The 16,171-nt window shown below is 64.8% G+C and carries 15 protein-coding genes and 1 pseudogene; 11 read left to right on the top strand and 5 right to left on the bottom strand.

Annotation, left to right across the window (positions count from 1 at the left end; translation table 11 throughout):
- The first annotated feature begins 60 nt into the window (after positions 1–60).
- The 3 genes and pseudogenes from ACVILL_RS19945 (at position 61) to ACVILL_RS19955 (ending at position 2,759) form a co-directional block, all read left to right on the top strand.
- Positions 61–1,008 (top strand): helix-turn-helix transcriptional regulator, encoded by a 948-nt coding sequence (locus ACVILL_RS19945; protein ID WP_456734304.1) that lies wholly within the window; start codon positions 61–63, stop codon positions 1,006–1,008.
- Positions 1,009–1,105: 97 nt separating this feature from the next.
- A complete protein-coding gene (locus ACVILL_RS19950; RefSeq protein ID WP_456730613.1) occupies positions 1,106–1,441 on the top strand; it encodes a hypothetical protein in 336 nt (111 codons plus the stop codon).
- Between the two features lie 109 nt (positions 1,442–1,550).
- Positions 1,551–2,759, top strand: a pseudogene (locus ACVILL_RS19955) (NAD(P)/FAD-dependent oxidoreductase).
- A 69-nt stretch (positions 2,760–2,828) separates the two neighbouring features.
- Here ACVILL_RS19955 and ACVILL_RS19960 read toward each other — a convergent pair.
- Positions 2,829–3,749, bottom strand: a complete 921-nt coding sequence (locus ACVILL_RS19960) for a cyclase family protein (RefSeq protein ID WP_456730614.1) — start codon at positions 3,747–3,749, stop codon at positions 2,829–2,831.
- A gap of 291 nt (positions 3,750–4,040) precedes the next feature.
- Between ACVILL_RS19960 and ACVILL_RS19965 the strand changes: the two genes are divergently transcribed.
- The 3 genes from ACVILL_RS19965 (at position 4,041) to ACVILL_RS19975 (ending at position 6,669) form a co-directional block, all read left to right on the top strand.
- A complete protein-coding gene (locus tag ACVILL_RS19965) occupies positions 4,041–5,111 on the top strand; it encodes a CobW family GTP-binding protein (protein WP_456730615.1) in 1,071 nt (356 codons plus the stop codon).
- A gap of 204 nt (positions 5,112–5,315) precedes the next feature.
- Positions 5,316–6,479: a PepSY-associated TM helix domain-containing protein gene (locus ACVILL_RS19970; RefSeq protein ID WP_456730616.1), complete on the top strand. Its 1,164-nt coding sequence runs from the start codon at positions 5,316–5,318 to the stop codon at positions 6,477–6,479.
- 7 nt (positions 6,480–6,486) lie between these two features.
- Positions 6,487–6,669, top strand: a complete 183-nt coding sequence (locus tag ACVILL_RS19975; protein ID WP_456730617.1) for a hypothetical protein — start codon at positions 6,487–6,489, stop codon at positions 6,667–6,669.
- A gap of 132 nt (positions 6,670–6,801) precedes the next feature.
- On the opposite strand, the gene ACVILL_RS19980 is transcribed toward ACVILL_RS19975, so the two are convergent.
- Together ACVILL_RS19980 and ACVILL_RS19985 are read right to left on the bottom strand one after the other, a co-directional pair.
- Positions 6,802–7,005 carry a DUF1127 domain-containing protein gene (locus ACVILL_RS19980; protein WP_456730618.1) on the bottom strand — a complete coding sequence of 68 codons (204 nt, stop codon included), beginning with the start codon at positions 7,003–7,005 and terminating at the stop codon, positions 6,802–6,804.
- 198 nt (positions 7,006–7,203) lie between these two features.
- Positions 7,204–8,619, bottom strand: a complete 1,416-nt coding sequence (locus ACVILL_RS19985; RefSeq protein WP_456730619.1) for an MFS transporter — start codon at positions 8,617–8,619, stop codon at positions 7,204–7,206.
- Positions 8,620–8,871: 252 nt separating this feature from the next.
- Between ACVILL_RS19985 and ACVILL_RS19990 the strand changes: the two genes are divergently transcribed.
- Positions 8,872–9,651 carry an ArsR/SmtB family transcription factor gene (locus ACVILL_RS19990; protein WP_456730620.1) on the top strand — a complete coding sequence of 260 codons (780 nt, stop codon included), beginning with the start codon at positions 8,872–8,874 and terminating at the stop codon, positions 9,649–9,651.
- Positions 9,652–9,842: 191 nt separating this feature from the next.
- Here the strand turns inward: ACVILL_RS19990 and ACVILL_RS19995 are convergent, their stop codons facing one another.
- A complete protein-coding gene (locus ACVILL_RS19995) occupies positions 9,843–10,640 on the bottom strand; it encodes an N-formylglutamate amidohydrolase (protein ID WP_456730621.1) in 798 nt (265 codons plus the stop codon).
- 102 nt (positions 10,641–10,742) lie between these two features.
- Here ACVILL_RS19995 and ACVILL_RS20000 point away from each other — a divergent pair, with 102 nt between their 5' ends.
- The 3 genes from ACVILL_RS20000 (at position 10,743) to ACVILL_RS20010 (ending at position 12,953) form a co-directional block, all read left to right on the top strand.
- Positions 10,743–11,645 carry a transglutaminase family protein gene (locus ACVILL_RS20000; RefSeq protein WP_456730622.1) on the top strand — a complete coding sequence of 301 codons (903 nt, stop codon included), beginning with the start codon at positions 10,743–10,745 and terminating at the stop codon, positions 11,643–11,645.
- Between the two features lie 2 nt (positions 11,646–11,647).
- Positions 11,648–12,457 carry a transglutaminase-like domain-containing protein gene (locus ACVILL_RS20005; protein WP_456730623.1) on the top strand — a complete coding sequence of 270 codons (810 nt, stop codon included), beginning with the start codon at positions 11,648–11,650 and terminating at the stop codon, positions 12,455–12,457.
- A gap of 97 nt (positions 12,458–12,554) precedes the next feature.
- Positions 12,555–12,953 (top strand): gamma-glutamylcyclotransferase family protein, encoded by a 399-nt coding sequence (locus ACVILL_RS20010; protein ID WP_456730624.1) that lies wholly within the window; start codon positions 12,555–12,557, stop codon positions 12,951–12,953.
- A 93-nt stretch (positions 12,954–13,046) separates the two neighbouring features.
- Here ACVILL_RS20010 and ACVILL_RS20015 read toward each other — a convergent pair whose 3' ends face one another.
- Positions 13,047–13,601, bottom strand: coding sequence for a chlorite dismutase family protein (locus ACVILL_RS20015; RefSeq protein WP_456730625.1), 555 nt, complete (start codon positions 13,599–13,601; stop codon positions 13,047–13,049).
- Between the two features lie 200 nt (positions 13,602–13,801).
- On the opposite strand from ACVILL_RS20015, the gene dnaG reads away from it, so the two are divergent.
- Positions 13,802–15,835, top strand: coding sequence for a DNA primase (gene dnaG, locus ACVILL_RS20020; protein ID WP_456730626.1), 2,034 nt, complete (start codon positions 13,802–13,804; stop codon positions 15,833–15,835).
- Positions 15,836–16,171 lie beyond the last annotated feature (336 nt).

Consider the following 16,171-nt stretch of genomic DNA (forward strand, 5'->3'; position numbering starts at 1 on the left):
TCGACGGACGTGGCAGTCGCTCCGATCGAAGTTTCCTGCTCCGAAGATGAGCCCGAGATGATGACCAAACCGCTGTTGCGTGATGCCCCAGAGAGTTTGCCGGCTTCCCCCGAGGCGCGTCAGGCCGACCAGCCGCCTGACGCGCATCGTGCCGCCGATGCGGAGATGGCACGCGTGCTCGGGACCACCCCGTTTCGCATGGCGTTGGACGCCGCCGGCGGCGGGATCGCCCACTGGAAACATGAGCCGCTGCACGACGTCGTCGAGCCGATGAGCCACCACGTGATCATGGCCTACAACGGCTCTATGCAGCGCATGGAGCGCCGGTCGGGACGGTCGGTCGCGATCGGCACGTTTCGTCCCGGGGTCGTGATCATCATTCCCGAGGGATCAAGCTCCCGATGGGATATTCCGAAACCTGTCGACGTCGTTCAGCTCTATCTTCCCCAGACGACGCTCGCGCGCGTCGCCGATGAGGCCGGCGCCGCATCGACTGAGTTGCTGGAGCGGACCGCGCATCCGGACCCCGTGACGTCCCGATTGCTGTTGAGTGCGGCGGATGTGCTGCAGGGCAACGAGGCGCTCGATGCGCTGTTCAGGCAGCAACTGACGGATCTTCTGGCCACGCGGCTGCTGGCGGCGCATACGGGCGCGCCGGTGCCGGTCCGGCCGGTCGGCGGCGGGCTGGCACCGCTGGCGCTGCGTCGCGCGATCGAGCGCCTGCGTTCCGACAGCGAAGCGGACGTTTCGCTCGCGGCGCTCGCTTCGGCGGCCGGCCTGTCGCGCTTCCATTTCTGCCGCGCCTTCAAGGAGAGCACCGGGCTTTCGCCGCATGCCTGGCTGCGTCAGCACCGGCTCGAGCAGGCCATGACCATGCTGCGCGACACCGGGCAACCGGTGGTCTCGATCGCGGCGGCGCTCGGCTACAGCTCGCAGACAGCGTTCGCCGCCGCGTTCCGGAAGCTGACCGGCGAAACCCCGAGCGATTGGCGGCGGCGGCTGCGCTAGCAGCAATCGCCCTTCAGGTCGGGCAATCGCTCTGGGGCATGCGCAAACCCAACTCGCTAGATCACCGTGGCGCTCAAGCCAACAAAGGAGACAAGCGATGGCCTGGAAGGATTTCGGCAGTTCCCTTGCGATCACGCGCCGACGGCGGATCGTGGCGACTGCACTCATGTATGGGCTGACGCTGACCGTTCGCTTTACGTCAACAACAAGTGCCGACGCGGATGCTTCGGCACAGGCCTTTCAGGAGGCCAATCCCATCACGTCGATCATGATCAGCGACAGCGCCCCAATCCTCCACGGGGACTGGCTCGCAGCCGCGGTCCAACCGATCGCCTTCCGCCGCAGCGGATCGCTCGCCCCTCAAGCGTGCCGCCCGGCTTGCGAGACGGCCGTGCGGGCGCCGTTCGCGTCGCCCTGCGCCGCGCGTCGATAGCGGGCTGCCGCGTTCGCTTCACCGATTCGCGTGGTGATCGCCGCAAGGCCCATCGGCAGCGGCGGCAACGCGCGGACATCAGAGACTGCCAACCCAGAGGAAATATCCCATGCGACTGGTCATCATCGGCGCCGGCTTTGCCGGCATGTACGCCGCACTCTCCGCAGCCCGCCTGCGCGACATCCGGGCGTTTCGCCCGAGGACCTCGAAATCGCGCTGGTGGCGCCGGAGCCGACGCTCGTGATCCGCCCGCGGCTCTACGAGCCGAAGCCGGAAACGCTGACCGCGCCGCTGCTCGACGTCTTCAACGCGATCGACGTCGTCTATGTGCAGGGCAGCGCCGAGGCGGTCAACACCAACGCCCGCACCGTGCAGATCGTCACCGCCAGGGACGCGCGGAAGACGCTGCCCTACGATCGGCTGGTGGTGGCGACCGGCAGCCGGCTGTTCCGTCCGAACGTGCCAGGCCTTGCCGAGCATGGCTTCAGCGTCGACAATATCGAGGACGCGATCGCGCTCGACCGGCATCTGCACGACCTCGCCAAGCAGCCGGCATCAGTGGTGCGCGACACAGTGGTGGTTGCCGGCGGCGGCTTCACCGGCATCGAGGCGGCAACCGAGATGCCGGCGCGCCTGCGGGAGATCCTCGGTAAGGACGCCAGGCCGCGCGTCGTCATCGTCGAACGCAACCCCGCGGTCGCACCCGACATGGGCGAGGATGCGCGTCCGGTCGTCGAGGATGCGATGCGCAAGCTCGGGGTCGAAGGCCGGTTCGGAGCCGGCGTCGCAGAGGTCACCAAGTCCGGCGTCACGCTGTCCAACGGCGAGCATATCGAGGCCGCGACCGTGGTCTGGGGCGGCGGGTATCCGCGCCGCGCCGCTGACCCAGCAGATTCCGGCCGAGCGCGACAATTTCGGCCGGCTGCTGGTCGATCGCGACTTGCGCGTGCCGTCGGTCGCGGGCGTGTTCGCCACCGGCGATGCGGCGCGTGCCGCGTGCGACGATGTCGGCAATTGCGCGCTGATGTCGTGCCAGCACGCGACGCGGATGGGCGCCTTCGCCGGCAACAATGCCGCGGCCGAGCTGCTCGGCGTCCCGACCAGGCCGTATCACCAGAAGGTCTACGTCACCTGCCTCGACCTCGGCGAGGCCGGTGCGCTGTTCACCCGCGGCTGGGAACGCAAGGTCGAGCTGGTCGGCGACGTCGCCAAGAAGACCAAGCGGGAGATCAACACCGTCTGGATCTATCCGCCGCGCCCCGAGCGCGCCGCCGCGCTCGCATCCGCCGACCCGGAGCGCGTCACCGACGTGCAATGATCGTTCGGCATCGGCCGCGCCCCGCGCGGGCGCGGCCGTCTTCGATCGCGGGCGACGTCTATGTCCCGATCAGGTAATCGCGATCGGGCAGCCGTTGCTTCCCGTCGCGCCCTTGATGGGAGCCGGCGCGAAGCAATAGACGAACTGGTACTTCTTGTCGGCGATCAGCTCGTCGAAGATCAGGTTCTCGTGGTTGTGGATGCCGTGCTTGGTCTGCAACTCCGCATGCACCGCAAAGGCGAGCGTCTTGTCGGGATTGGGCACCACCTCGACAGCCCAGGTGTCCGCGCCGGTGAGCGCGAGATCCTTCTCGATCACCCATTTCGCGGCGTCGAGGCCGATGCCCGGCTCGCCGCTGTTGAAGCGGTCATTGTTCTTCATCCAGAGCGAGCCCCATCCGGTATGGAACAGGATCGCGTCGCCCGGCTTGATGTCGCTCTCATTGATGTTCTGCTTCTGCAACGCCGCCTTGATGTCGGCTGTCGTGATTTCCTGCCCGGCGTCCATCATGCCGCCCTTGAGCGCGACCATGTCGAGGAGATGTGCGCGGGTGAACAGCGGCTTCAGCTTCTCGACGCCGAGCTTCTTGAGGCCATAGGCGTCGCTGATCTCGGCAGCGGTGTGGCCGTTGTAGAATCGCATCTCGCTCTTGTCGCCGTCCTTGCCGAGCTGGATGCCAATATGGCCGAGGCCGTCGAACTGCGTGCCGGTCTGGCCGATCTCGGTTGAGAGAAATTCGTCGTGATAGACCAGCTTGTTGTCGCCGAACGGACCGCCGGTCGGGCCGCCCGGGATGCGCAGCGTGAACGCGCGCGGTCCGAACAGCGGCATGCCGCCCTCGTAGACGCGGCCGATCTTGTAGATCTTGCCGTCCTTGATCCATTTCACCGTGTCGAGAACTTTCTCCGGCGTGATGTGGTTGGATGCGCCCGCTTCGTCGTCCTGGCCCCACTTCGAAGGCCACCACGGCTTATCGGTGCCCTTGGGCATCGCGGTGGGGGTCTGCGCCTGGGCCGCGGTGATCGGTGCAAGCGAGAAAACTTGCCGTGCATCGCACCTGCCAGCGTCGCGCCTGCTGCGCCGGCGAGGCCCGCCGTGCGGAGCAGGGTCCGGCGATCGGTCGCACCCATGCCGCTTGTTCGCGCGTCGCCCTTGACAACGTCGTCCATGCTTCCCTCCCAGGTTGTGCCCGATGTTCGGGCTTAAAATTTGTTTTCGGCATGCTCCTCCTCCGCTAGGCTGTTGTCCAGCGACAAAAATAAGACGGTTGCGAGGGCGTCGATGAGTCTGTTCGAGAATGACAAGTCCGCCGATCGGCTGCCGGTGTCGGTGATCACCGACTTTCTCGGCAGCGGCAAGACGACGCTGCTCAACCGGCTGTTGCGTCACGAGGCGATGAGCGACAGCGCCGTCATCATCAACGAATACGGCGAGGTTGCGCTCGACCATCTGCTCGTCGAGCGCGTCGATGGCGAGGTGACCGTCCTCGCGAGCGGTTGTATTTGCTGCACAATCCGCAGCGATCTCGAGGAGACGTTGCGCGCGCTCTTGGTGAAGCGCGATCGCGGCGAGGTGCCGCCATTCCAGCGCATCTTGGTCGAGACCACGGGGCTGGCGGATCCCGCGCCGATCATCCAGCTGCTGCTGAACAATCCGCTGGTGTCGCATTTCCTGCGGCTCGACACTGTCGTGACGACGGTCGATGCCGCCAATGCAGCGCATCAGCTCGATCGTCAATACGAAGCGGTGAAGCAGGTGGCGCTTGCTGATCGTCTGCTGATCACCAAAAGTGATTTGGTCAGCTACATTGACACATTAGAGGCGCGGCTTGGCCGACTCAATCCCGGTGCGCGGATCGAGCGCGCGATGCATGGCGAGATCGATCCGGCGGCGCTGTTCGGTGCCGCCCTGGTCGATCCCGCGAAGAAGACGGTCGACGTCGAACGTTGGCTCAACGAGCGGGCTTTTGCAGGTTGCTGCAGCGAAGGGCACTCGCATGCCGCACATGACCATGATGACGATGATCACCATGCCCATCACCACCATGATGCGGCGATCATGAGCTTCGTGCTCGCATTCGATGAGCCGCTCGACTGGATGGCCGTCTCGCAATGGCTCGCCTATCTGCGCAACGCGCGCGGCGAAGACCTGCTGCGTGTCAAAGGCATTCTCAATCTGCGTGACGAGATGACGCCGGTCGCGATCCACGGCGTGCACCATGTCTTCCATCCGCCGGTGGCGCTCGCCGGATGGCCCGACGCCGACCGCCGCTCGCGCATCGTGTTCATCACTCGTGGCATCGCACGCCACGAGGTGATGGCATTATGGCAAGCAACGCGCATACCGGCGTGACGGACCACAATTTAGAATGGTCCTAAGGATCGCTGCGAAGGTGCGATGCATCGGCGCAATTCCGGGGCGCTTCGTTGCGCGCTCGCAACACCGCCGGCGATAAATCCAACACTGGACGCGTTCTAATTTCCGGACAGCCGCGCAGGTCCTTCGTCGTGTTAGTGACGGCGAGAAAGCTGGTACCTGGAACTAGGCGACCGAAATTTGACTGCGACGACCAAATCCCTGCGGCGATGGGGCGCCGTCCATAAATGGACCAGCCTGATCTGCACCTTGTTCATGCTGCTGTTGTGCATCACCGGCCTGCCGCTGATCTTCCACGACGAGATCGATGATCTCCTCCACAGTTCGGTCAAGCCGGCGGAGGCGCCGGCAGGCACGCCGCCGGCCAATCTGGACCATCTGCTCGCCAACGCGCTGGCGCAGGCGCCGGGCAAGGTGCCTCACTTCCTGATCTGGGATCGTGACGAGCCGGGTGCGATGTGGGTCAGCGTCGGTCCCTCGATCGACGCCGATCCGACCAACAATCTCCTGATCCGGATGGATACGCATACCGGCGCCTATCTCGATTCGCCCGATGTGACCGGCCGCTTCACCTACATCATGCTGAAGCTGCACACCGACATGTTCGCGGGCCTGCCCGGAAAACTGTTCCTTGGATTGATGGGGATCCTGTTCTGCGTCGCGATCATCTCCGGCATCGTGGTCTACGCGCCGTCGATGCGGAAGTTGCGCTTCGGCGCCTACCGCGCGCAACGCACCCGCGTCGTGCGCTGGCTCGACGTGCACAATCTCGCCGGCATCCTGCTGGTGGCCTGGACGCTGGTGGTCGGCTTCACCGGCGTCATCAACACCTGGGCCGATCTCGTGCTCAAGATGTGGCAGTTCGGCCAACTCGCCGAGATGACCGCGCAGTACAAGGACAGGCCGGTGCCGTCGAAGCTGACCTCGCTGAATGCGGCGGTTGAAGTGGCCAGCCATGCAGTGCCCGGAATGACGCCGAGCTTCGTTGCCTTCCCGGGGACGCTGTTCAGCAGCAAGAGCCACTACGCGGTGTTCCTGCACGGCGATACGCCGCTGACCTCGCGGCTGCTCAAGCCCGCGCTGATCGATGCGGAAACCGGCACGCTGACCGACAGCCGCGATATGCCCTGGTATGTGTCGACGCTGTACGTTTCGCAGCCGCTGCATTTCGGTGACTATGGCGGCATGCCGCTCAAGATCGTTTGGGCGTTGCTCGACATCCTGACCATCTTCATCCTCGTGACCGGCGTCTATCTGTGGATGCGCCGGCGCAAGGCGGGTGTGAGCCAGGAACGCGCCATCGCCAACGCCGCCTCCATCGACAGCCCCGCACTCACCTCGTGACACCAGCATGGTCGCACATCGTTCATTGACCCAGATCTTCGCCGCCCCGCTCGTGATCGCGATCGTGAGCACGGTGGGTTTGATCAGCGCGCTGGTCGGCGACGGCTGGTGGGACGCCGTCTCGTGGCTGGCGCTCGGCCTGCCCGTGCTGCTCTATCTCGTGTTCATCTGGCGACGCCGGCCGAATTGACCGCGCGTCGATCGAGCGGCAGCTCGTCCTTCACGTCTCCCTATCGGGGAGAGCTGACGCGCCGCTGTCGATCCAGCTCAACCCAAACTCATCCCGTGCTAGGCCGCCGGAGGCCGCCGATCCGACTGCTATTCAAGCCCGCCAGAACGGTTTCTTGACATCCAAAGCGATGTCGCTCCAGGAAAGCCCGACATCATGCAGGTCGCGGTCGGTCCATTGCGCCAATTCGCGGCGCCGCCGAACCCGGTCGCGCCAAACGTGCAGGGTTTCGCCGACTTGCTTCACAAGACCGCGACCATGATGATTTGTCATCGTATCGTGCGTGAAAGCGGACATTTTCGGCTCCTATTTGACCTCAAGTGTCCTAAGCTGAACTTTCGCAACGTTCGATTTCGCAGGGCGGAACACTCGAAAAATCGAGCTTAGATGAGCTGAAAAAGCGCGCGCTTCGTCGCGTAAGAAAGCAACGAACCGTCCGACGGCTGATCTTCGGCCTCCGGGCACCACACCAGCCTCGACCTGCACAGTTCCTCTTCATCGTCCCTCCTTTGCTCGGCCCTGCAGGATCGCGACCGCACCTGCGAGCAACACAGCGGCCGATATGACGAGCGAGGCATGCGCCCCCGTCATGAACCCGTCGTCCCCTCCGACCAGCGAGCCGAACAGGGCAACACCAAGCACGCTGCCTGTTTGCCGCGTCGCGTTCAGCACGCCCGCGGCGATGCCGGATCGCGACTTTTCGACACTGCCGAGCAGCGTCGAGGTCAAGGACGGCACGAGCAGGCCGAGCCCGCCGCCGAGCACCATGAGCTGAGCGCCGATCGCCCCGTAGTTCGTGCCTGAGGCCATAGGCAGCAGCGCAACGCAGCCCGCGGCAGTGATCACACAAGCCAGCGCAATGGTTTGCGGCGCGCCGAGGCGCTCGCTGACCGACGCGGTGACGAGGTTGGCGGGCAGCACCATGCCCATCATGGGCACGAAAGCGAGGCCCGTTGCGAACGGCGACCAGCCATTGACCTTCTGGAAGTAGAGACTGAGTACGAAGATCAGGCCGTAAAAGGCGATGTTGAAGAGGAGCCCGACCAGCGCGGTCAGCGCGAACATGCGATGGCGGAACAGCGACAGCGGCAGCATCGGTTGTGGGGCGCGCGCCTCGCGCCATACGAACAGGAGGCCGATCACGGCGGCCGCCGCGAAGCCCATGATGACGAGCGGATGGCTCCAGCCGAGCGCGCCGCCTTCGATCAGGGCGCCGGCAAGCGTGCCGAGGGTTGCAATCGCCGCGATCTGTCCCGGCAGATCGATCTCGCGCTGCGCGAGCCGCGGCGTCTCCTCGGCATAACGCCAGGCGAGCCAGAGGCCGGCCGCGCCAATCGGCAGGTTGACGAGAAAGATCGCGCGCCATCCGACCAGCGCGATCAGCGCGCCGCCGACGAACGGCCCCGAAGTCAGTGCGACGCTCGCACCTGCAGCCCAGAAGCCGACCGCGCGGCCGCGCGCCTTCGGATCGGCATAGGCGTGATTGAGCAGCGTCAGCGAGTTCGGTACCAGGATCGCCGCCGCCAGGCCCTGCACGGAGCGCGCGGCGATCAGGACCATCGCCGACGGCGCCAGCGCGCAGGCGAGCGAGGCCAGCGTGAAGATCGCAAAGCCCGCGATGAATATCCGTTTGGCGCCAGCGCGGTCACCGAGCGCGCCGGCGGTCAAAATGAAGGCAGCGAACGCGATGGTATAGGCGGTGACCACCCATTGCAGTTCGGCGACGCTACCGCCGAGCGAGGTGCGGATGCTGCCCAGCGCAGTATTGACGATGGTGATATCGAGCTGCACCACGCCAAGGCCGAGGCTCGTGGCGGCAAGCGCTAGCGCCGTCGCGAGAGGCGAACGGGATGATGTGTTGACGGAGCTGGCTAGTTCCGGCCGCCTTGTGTTGAGCGAAGTTGGTTGCATTGATCACACTCAGTTGTCTGCGAGGATTTGACGGCTCGGACAGGCCCGCTCTGCGATCATCGTTCGATACCAATCGAATGTTCGAAGCCGCGGGGATGATATCTTTCGCCCATCGCGGCACTTGCTTTCGCTGGGCTTATTGGTGTCCAGGCAACCTATGTCCGGTGATCGAACCAGTCTCGCGGAAACACTACGGCCTTGACCGAAGTATTCGCGCTTGGCACTGCGCCCTCGTCGGCCTAGGAGAAAGACATGGACACGGGACCCAAAATCGCCCAAGTCGCGGCACTCATCGGCGATCCGGCGCGCGCCAACATGCTGAGCGCGCTGATGGATGGCCGAACGTTGACCGCCTCGGAGCTTGCCTATGTGTCTGGCGTGGCGCCGCAGACAGCGAGTGGCCATCTTGCGAAACTCAGCGACGCCGGATTGCTCGCGCTCGAAAGGCGGGGGCGACGACGATATTTCCGCTTGGCCTCTCCGCTCGTCGCGCGCATGCTGGAAGGTCTCATGGTCGTGGCGCAGGAAGGCCCCGCCCGGCAGCGCAATCTTTGGCGCGGCGGAGAGACGCTCCGACACGCGCGCACGTGCTATGACCACATGGCCGGCCGCATAGCCGTCGCAATCGCCGACCGGCTGGTGCAACAGTCGTTTATTCTGCTCGACGAGGATGGCGGACAACTAACCGATGCCGGTCGGTCGTTCCTCGATGAGTTGGGCCTCGATCTTCGCCTCGCCTCCAAGCGCCGAGTGTTCTGTCGCCCCTGTCTCGACTGGAGCGAGCGCCGGCCGCATCTGGCCGGGGCAGTTGGCGCTGCCATTCTTCGTCACGCTCTTGAGCACGATTGGGTCGAGCATGTCCGGGATAGCCGGGCGCTTGTCGTGACTCCTGTTGGTGTCAGAGAGCTTGCCGCAACGTTCGGCATTGAGGGCGCACCCCCGATCGACGGCCGCGAAGCGCCTTTTGCATCGCTGTCCCGAGGCCGGGTAGCGGTTGTACCGGTAGAGTCAGCGTCCTCCGGACGGAGGTAGCGGGGATAATTCCTATCTCGCTGCTATCTTTTTTCGCTTGGAGGACGGCACATGCGAATTGAACCGGTCACGGCCCCGTATGCCTCAACGGCATCTTCTGGGTTCTACGATCTGGGGCACCGCCAACTACCTTGCCTTCGTTCAACTCGCATCCATCAGGCTATGGCTGGCTGCTCGTTCTGAGTCCGCGCCTAGCTCAGCGCTTCCGCGCGCAGCGTCGTCTCGATCTCGCCGAGGACGCGCGCCAGCCGTTCGGCCCACGCGGTTTCGCCGGCCTGATCGGAGATCAGGTCCTGGCGGATCTCGATGCCAGAATTCATCAGGCCGCGCTTCTCGCCGTGCACCGGGATCGTGTAGTCGGTCTCGTCGCTGACCGCATAGGGCTCGTTGTCGCCGACGACGAGATCGCCTTCGGCACGCAGTTGCTTCAGCAGCAATGGCGGCAGCACCGTGTCGTGGTGGTAGAGCGTGCCGATGTGCCACGGCCGTGCAATGCCGGCATAGACCGGCGTGAAGCTGTGCAGCGACACCAGCACCGTCGGCATGCCCTGGCGCGCGCGCTCGTCGATGATGTCGTCGATGCGCTGGTGATAGGGATCGAAGATCTGTGCGCGGCGCATCTCGGCGGCCTCGCGCGACAGGCCTTCATTGCCGGGTACCGTGGTGGCTTCACTGATCAGCGGGACCGAGCTTGCGACATGCGGCGGACGGTTGCAGTCGATCACGAGCCGCGAGTAGCGCTGCGCGATCAGGTGCACATCGAGCAGGTCGGAGAGCTTCGTTGCGACGCCGGCGATGCCGATGTCCCAGGCGATGTGCCGCACGCGTTCGCTCTCGGGCAGGCCGAGATCGCCGAGCGGCGAGGGAATCAGCCTGCCGTAGTGGTCGCAGGTGAACAGGAAGGGTGAGCGGCCGGCAGGATTATGTTCAAGAACCGGCGAAACGTCGGTGCTTGCGAGCAGGAATGATGGACCGCCGCCGTAATTCAAGGGCTTTTTCCTCAACTTTGCCTATACAAGCGGCATCCGGTCTGGAATCAAGCAGCTTTCTCTATAGATTAACCGGCCCGGAATCACGATGATTGATTGAAGATGCCGCTGCTGACTATTCATCACAAGACCGTTTACCGCTACGCGCGCCCGGTCGCGTTCGGCGAGCACCGCATCATGCTGCGCCCCCGTGACGGCCATGATCTGCGCGTGCTCGACAGCGCGCTTGTGATCGATCCGCAGCCGATGTCGCTGCGCTGGATCCACGACGTGTTCGGCAACAGCGTGGCGATCGCAGCGTTCGACGAGCGCGCCGACACGCTGTCCTTTGTCTCGACAGCGACGGTGGAGCACAATCCGGCTGATGCGTTCGCGCTGACGCCGGACGATCCCGCCTACTTCTATCCGTTTCTCTACGACGATGAGGAATTCCCCGATCTGCAGCAGTTCATCACGCCGCAATATGGCGACCCGAACGGCGAGCTGTCGGCCTGGGCGCGGCGCTTCCTCGATGTCGAGGCGCCGACGCCGACTTTCAATATCCTGAGCGGCATGACGCATGGCATCCGCGCGGCGTTCAGCTACCGCAAGCGCTATGAGCAGGGCACCCAGCATCCGCTCGACACGCTGCGGACGCAGTCCGGCACCTGCCGCGACTACGCGCTGTTCATGATCGAGGCGCTGCGCCGGCTCGGCATCGCCGCGCGTTTCGTCTCCGGCTATCTGGCGATGCCCGCCGGCAGCGCGCATGGCTATGTCGGCGGCGGCTCGACCCATGCCTGGGTGCAGGTCTATCTGCCGAGCGCGGGCTGGATTGAGTTCGATCCGACCAACGGCATCGTCGGCACGCGCGATCTGATCCGCGTCGCGGTGGCGCGCGATCCGCGCCAGGCGATCCCGCTGCACGGCGTCTATCTCGGCGCGCCGGATGCGCATCTCGGCATGGACGTGGATATCAAGGTCGTCTCGGTCGCCGAGAACGTGGCGGAGCGGGAGACGGCCTGACGATGCAGATCAGGGTCGGCTTCGAGATCACCTATGCGGCGCCGCAGCCGACCCCGATGGTGATCATGCTGTCGATCCATCCGTCACGCTACGCCGACATCGTCGGCACCGAGCGCATTTCGACCGAGCCGGATGTCCCGATCGGCCTTTATCGCGATGGCTTCAGCAATGTGTGCGGGCGCCTGGTTGCGCCGGCCGGTGGAGTCACCTTTCGCGGCAGCGCGCTGGTGCGCGATTCCGGATTGCCTGACATCGTGAACCCGGCGGCGCAGCAGTTGCCGATCGAGCAATTGCCTGACGACATGCTGCTCTATCTGATGCCGAGCCGCTATTGTGAGACCGACAAGCTGACCGATATCGCCTGGTCGCTATTCGCTGGCACGCCGCCCGGCTGGGCGCGGGTGCAGGCGATCACCGACTTCGTGCACCATCACGTGACGTTCGGCTACCAGCACGCCCATCACATGAAGTCGGCGCACGACGTCTATGAAAGCCGCGCCGGCGTTTGCCGCGACTTCGCGCATCTCGCGCTGACCTTCTGCCGCTGCATGGGCATTCCGGCGCGCTACTGCACCGGTTATCTCGGCGACATCGGCGTGCCGCCGGATCCCGCGCCGATGGACTTTTCCGGCTGGTTCGAGGCCTATCTGTCGGGCCAGTGGTACACCTTCGATGCCCGTCACAACGTGCCGCGGATCGGCCGCATCCTGATGGCGACCGGCCGCGACGCCGCTGACGTCGCGCTCACCACGAGCTTCGGCCGCATGACGCTGGCGAAGTTCGTGGTGGTGGCCGACGAGGTGGTGGCTTGAGCCGGTCCCTCGTCATTGCGAGCGAAGCGAAGCAATCCATCTTGGTTTGTGCGGCGGCATGGATTGCTTCGCTCCGCTCGCAATGACATAGAAGGCCATGATCTCCGATCTTCTCTTCGTCTACGGCACGCTGATGCGCGGCTTCGACCATCCGATGGCGAAGCTGCTGGCGGGCAATGCCGAATTCCTGGGCTCGGCGCAGTGCCGCGGCCGGCTCTACCTCGTTAAGCATTATCCGGGCCTCGTCGTATCGAACGATCCCGCCGACATCGTGCATGGCGAACTGTTCCGCCTGCGCGAGCGCGAGGCCATGCTGCGCGAATTCGACATGTACGAGGCCTGCGGCGAAGGCTTTCCGCCGCCGACCGAATATGTCCGCGAGATGCTGAAGGTGACGCTCGCCGACGGCAGCGTGAACGAGGCGTGGACCTATCTCTACAACTGGCCGGTCACCGAGCTGCCGCGGATCGCGTCAGGAAAGTTCTTCGAACACTAGCGCTCGGGCGCAACCGCGTATTTCGTCGTGCCCGGGCTTGACCCGGGCATCCATCTCACTTCGCAAGAGTGTTTCGTTTGATGGATTGCCGGGTCACACTTCCCGCTCGACGCGGATATCCACCTCGCGCTCGACGAAGCTCCATTCCTCGGTTGCGCGCAGCATGGCGACCAGCTCGTCGAACAGGCTGGCATGATCTGGGGCGAATTCGAACCAGGTCAGGAAGTCGAAGGGCATGCCGAGGTCGCGGGCGTGAAACAGCTGGCGGGCGATCGCCGGCAGGTATTTCAGGGTGCCTTCGATGTGGTGCGACTTGTCCTCGAAGATCTGGCGGCGCTCCTCTTGGGTGAGATCCCACCACGCCGCGGATTTCCGGATCGGGATCAGCGCCGCAAGCTTTGCCTCGCTGCGGCCGAGCCCGGCCTGCACGGCGGTGAGCTTCTCGCGCTCCGCCTTCTCGGTGTAGCGCAGATGGCTTGCGACGCCGGCGAGCCGCCAGGAGGTCTGCGCCGGCAGCAGCGGCAGCGCGATCGCGTCGCTCGCAACGATCGACAGCGCCGCAACCTTCGGCAGCGTCTCGCCCTTCACCCGCGTGATGGACGTGACCTGCCAGCCGCCGCTTTGTCCGCCTCTGAACGTCGTGAACATGCCCTATCCAATCCCGGAAGCGGGGAGGGGGCAAGGTGGCTGAAACCTCTCTCCACCGAGGAATCCGGGGTAGCCCGGTGGTGCGTCAGGGCCTGTGAATAGCCCGGAAAAATCCCACATTCTTCGTCCAACCGGTCGACGCCCCTATATGGCTAACCGGTTGACCAGCGACTCACCGGATACCACGCTAAGATCGACCCATGCGCTTCACGCCCGAATTCCTCGAAGAGCTGCGCGCCCGGCTTCCGGTCTCGGAAGTCGTGGGCAGGCGCGTCAAGCTCAAGAAGGCCGGGCGGGAGTGGAAGGGGCTGTCGCCGTTCCAGCAGGAGAAGACGCCGTCCTTCTTCGTCAATGACCAGAAGCAGGCCTGGTTCGACTTCTCGTCCGGGCTGAATGGCAACATCTTCGACTTCCTGATGAAGACCGAGGGCGTGACGTTCCCAGAAGCGGTGGAGCGCCTCGCCGCGATGGCGGGCGTTTCGCTGCCGGCTGCGACGCCCGACGCGGCGCGCAACGAGCAGCGCCGCCGCACCCTGCACGACGTGATGGAACTTGCGACCAAGTTCTTCGCGGACACGCTGGCCTCCCGCAACGGCGCCAAGGCGCGCGGCTATCTAGCCGACCGCGCCATCTCGCCGGCGACCCAGCTCCAGTTCCGGATGGGCTACGCGCCGCCGGATCGCTTTGCGCTGAAGGAGCATCTGGGCGCGCAGGGAATCTCCACCGAGGACATGGTCGAGGCGGGGCTCCTGGTGTCCGGCGAGGACAAGCCGGTGCCGTTCGATCGCTTCCGCGACCGCGTCATGTTCCCGATCACGGATGCCCGCGGCCGCGTCATCGCGTTCGGCGGCCGCGCGCTGGAGAAGGACGTTCCGGCAAAGTACCTGAATTCGCCGGAAACCACGCTGTTTCACAAGGGCGACAATCTCTACAACCTGTTCACCGCGCGGCAGGCCGCGCATGATGGGGCGCAGCTGATCGTCGTCGAGGGCTATGTCGACGTCATCGCGATGGTCACGTCGGGCTTCCCCGGCGCGGTCGCGCCGCTCGGCACCGCGCTGACCGAGAACCAGCTCGCGCTGCTCTGGAAGATGGTCGACGAGCCGGTCCTCTGCTTCGACGGCGACCGCGCCGGACAGAAGGCCGCGTATCGTGCGGCCGACATCGCGCTGCCGCAGCTCAAGCCCGGCAAGAGCCTGCGCATCGCGCTGCTGCCGGAAGGCCAGGACCCCGACGATCTCGCCCGCTCCGGCGGCCGCGCCGCGATCGAGGACGTGATCTCGGCGGCGCGTCCGCTCGCCGACATGATCTGGACGCGCGAGATCGAAGGCGGCAATTTCGGCACGCCGGAGCGCCGCGCGGCGCTGGAAGCGCGGATCGGCGAGCTGACCAACGGCATCCGCGACGAGGTGGTGCGCCGCTATTACCGGCAGGATCTGCAGGAGCGGCTGCAACGCAGCTTCGCCCCGGAGGGCGGCCGTGGCGGTTACGGCCGCGGCGGCGGCTTCGGCAGGGGGAACTTCGGCGGCAATTTCGGCGGCGGCCGCGGCGGCGAATCACTCCGCCAGTTTGCCCCCCGTGGCACGGCCCAGGGTGGCCAGGCCGGCCGGTTCGGCGCCAAGGGCGGCGCCAGCCCCGGGATTTCACGGGGTCCCTATCAAGCCGCGAGCCCCCAGCTCGCCAACAGCCCGATCATGCGCGGCCAGCGCAGCGCGATCTCCCGCCGCGAGACGCTGATCCTGCAATGCCTGATCAATCACCCCTGGCTGCTGCACGACCATCTCGAGGAGGTGGCGGCGCTGGAGCTCGCCCACCCCGAGGCCCACAAGCTCAGGGCGGCCATCATCGCGGCCTTTGCCCACGATCATCACCATTCCCCCGATGCCGAGGAGCAGGCCGAGAAGATGCGGGCCGACCTGGAGGCGGGCGGATTATCGTCGATTCTTCAAAGGGTTGAACGGGCCATCACAACCCAGGCGGTGTGGGGTGCGCAGATCGGCGCCGCGCGCGAGGATGTTTTATCAACTTGGCGTCAACTCGTTGCCTTGCATCAGAAAACCCACGCCTTACTTAGGGAAAGAAAAGATGCGGAAGCGGCCTTGGCTGAAGACTCCAGCGAGGCCAATCTGGCATGGTTGCAGGATATCCAGGCCCGGATGGCAGAAGCCGACGGGACCGAAGCCCTGATTGAAGGGTTCGGCGAATTATCGGGCCGGTTCCAGCGTAATGTCTGATAACAAAAATGCTGCGGATGGCGCTGGCCGCACCCGCAAAAAGACTCGCCAAATCCATGGTTTGGCTGCAAAAACAGGGTTAAGCGAAACTTAATAGCTACGTAGCATTTTCAGGCGAAGTGGTTCCCGGTTCGCCGTCAGAAAATGCGTCAGATATAGATCTGTCGCGTCTTCCGATCGTAAAACCGGTAGCCACTTTTACGGAAGACGCGACCGGCTATTGCAGATTGGAAACCGTCGAGACGGATGACAGGGGTGGCGAGATATTGCGCCGCCCTTTGTGCGTCGAGAGAGTAAATCTAGATTTCGTGCGGATGCGCGTGCGTGGCGCCATTT

This window comes from Bradyrhizobium sp. USDA 3364 (assembly GCF_054056355.1).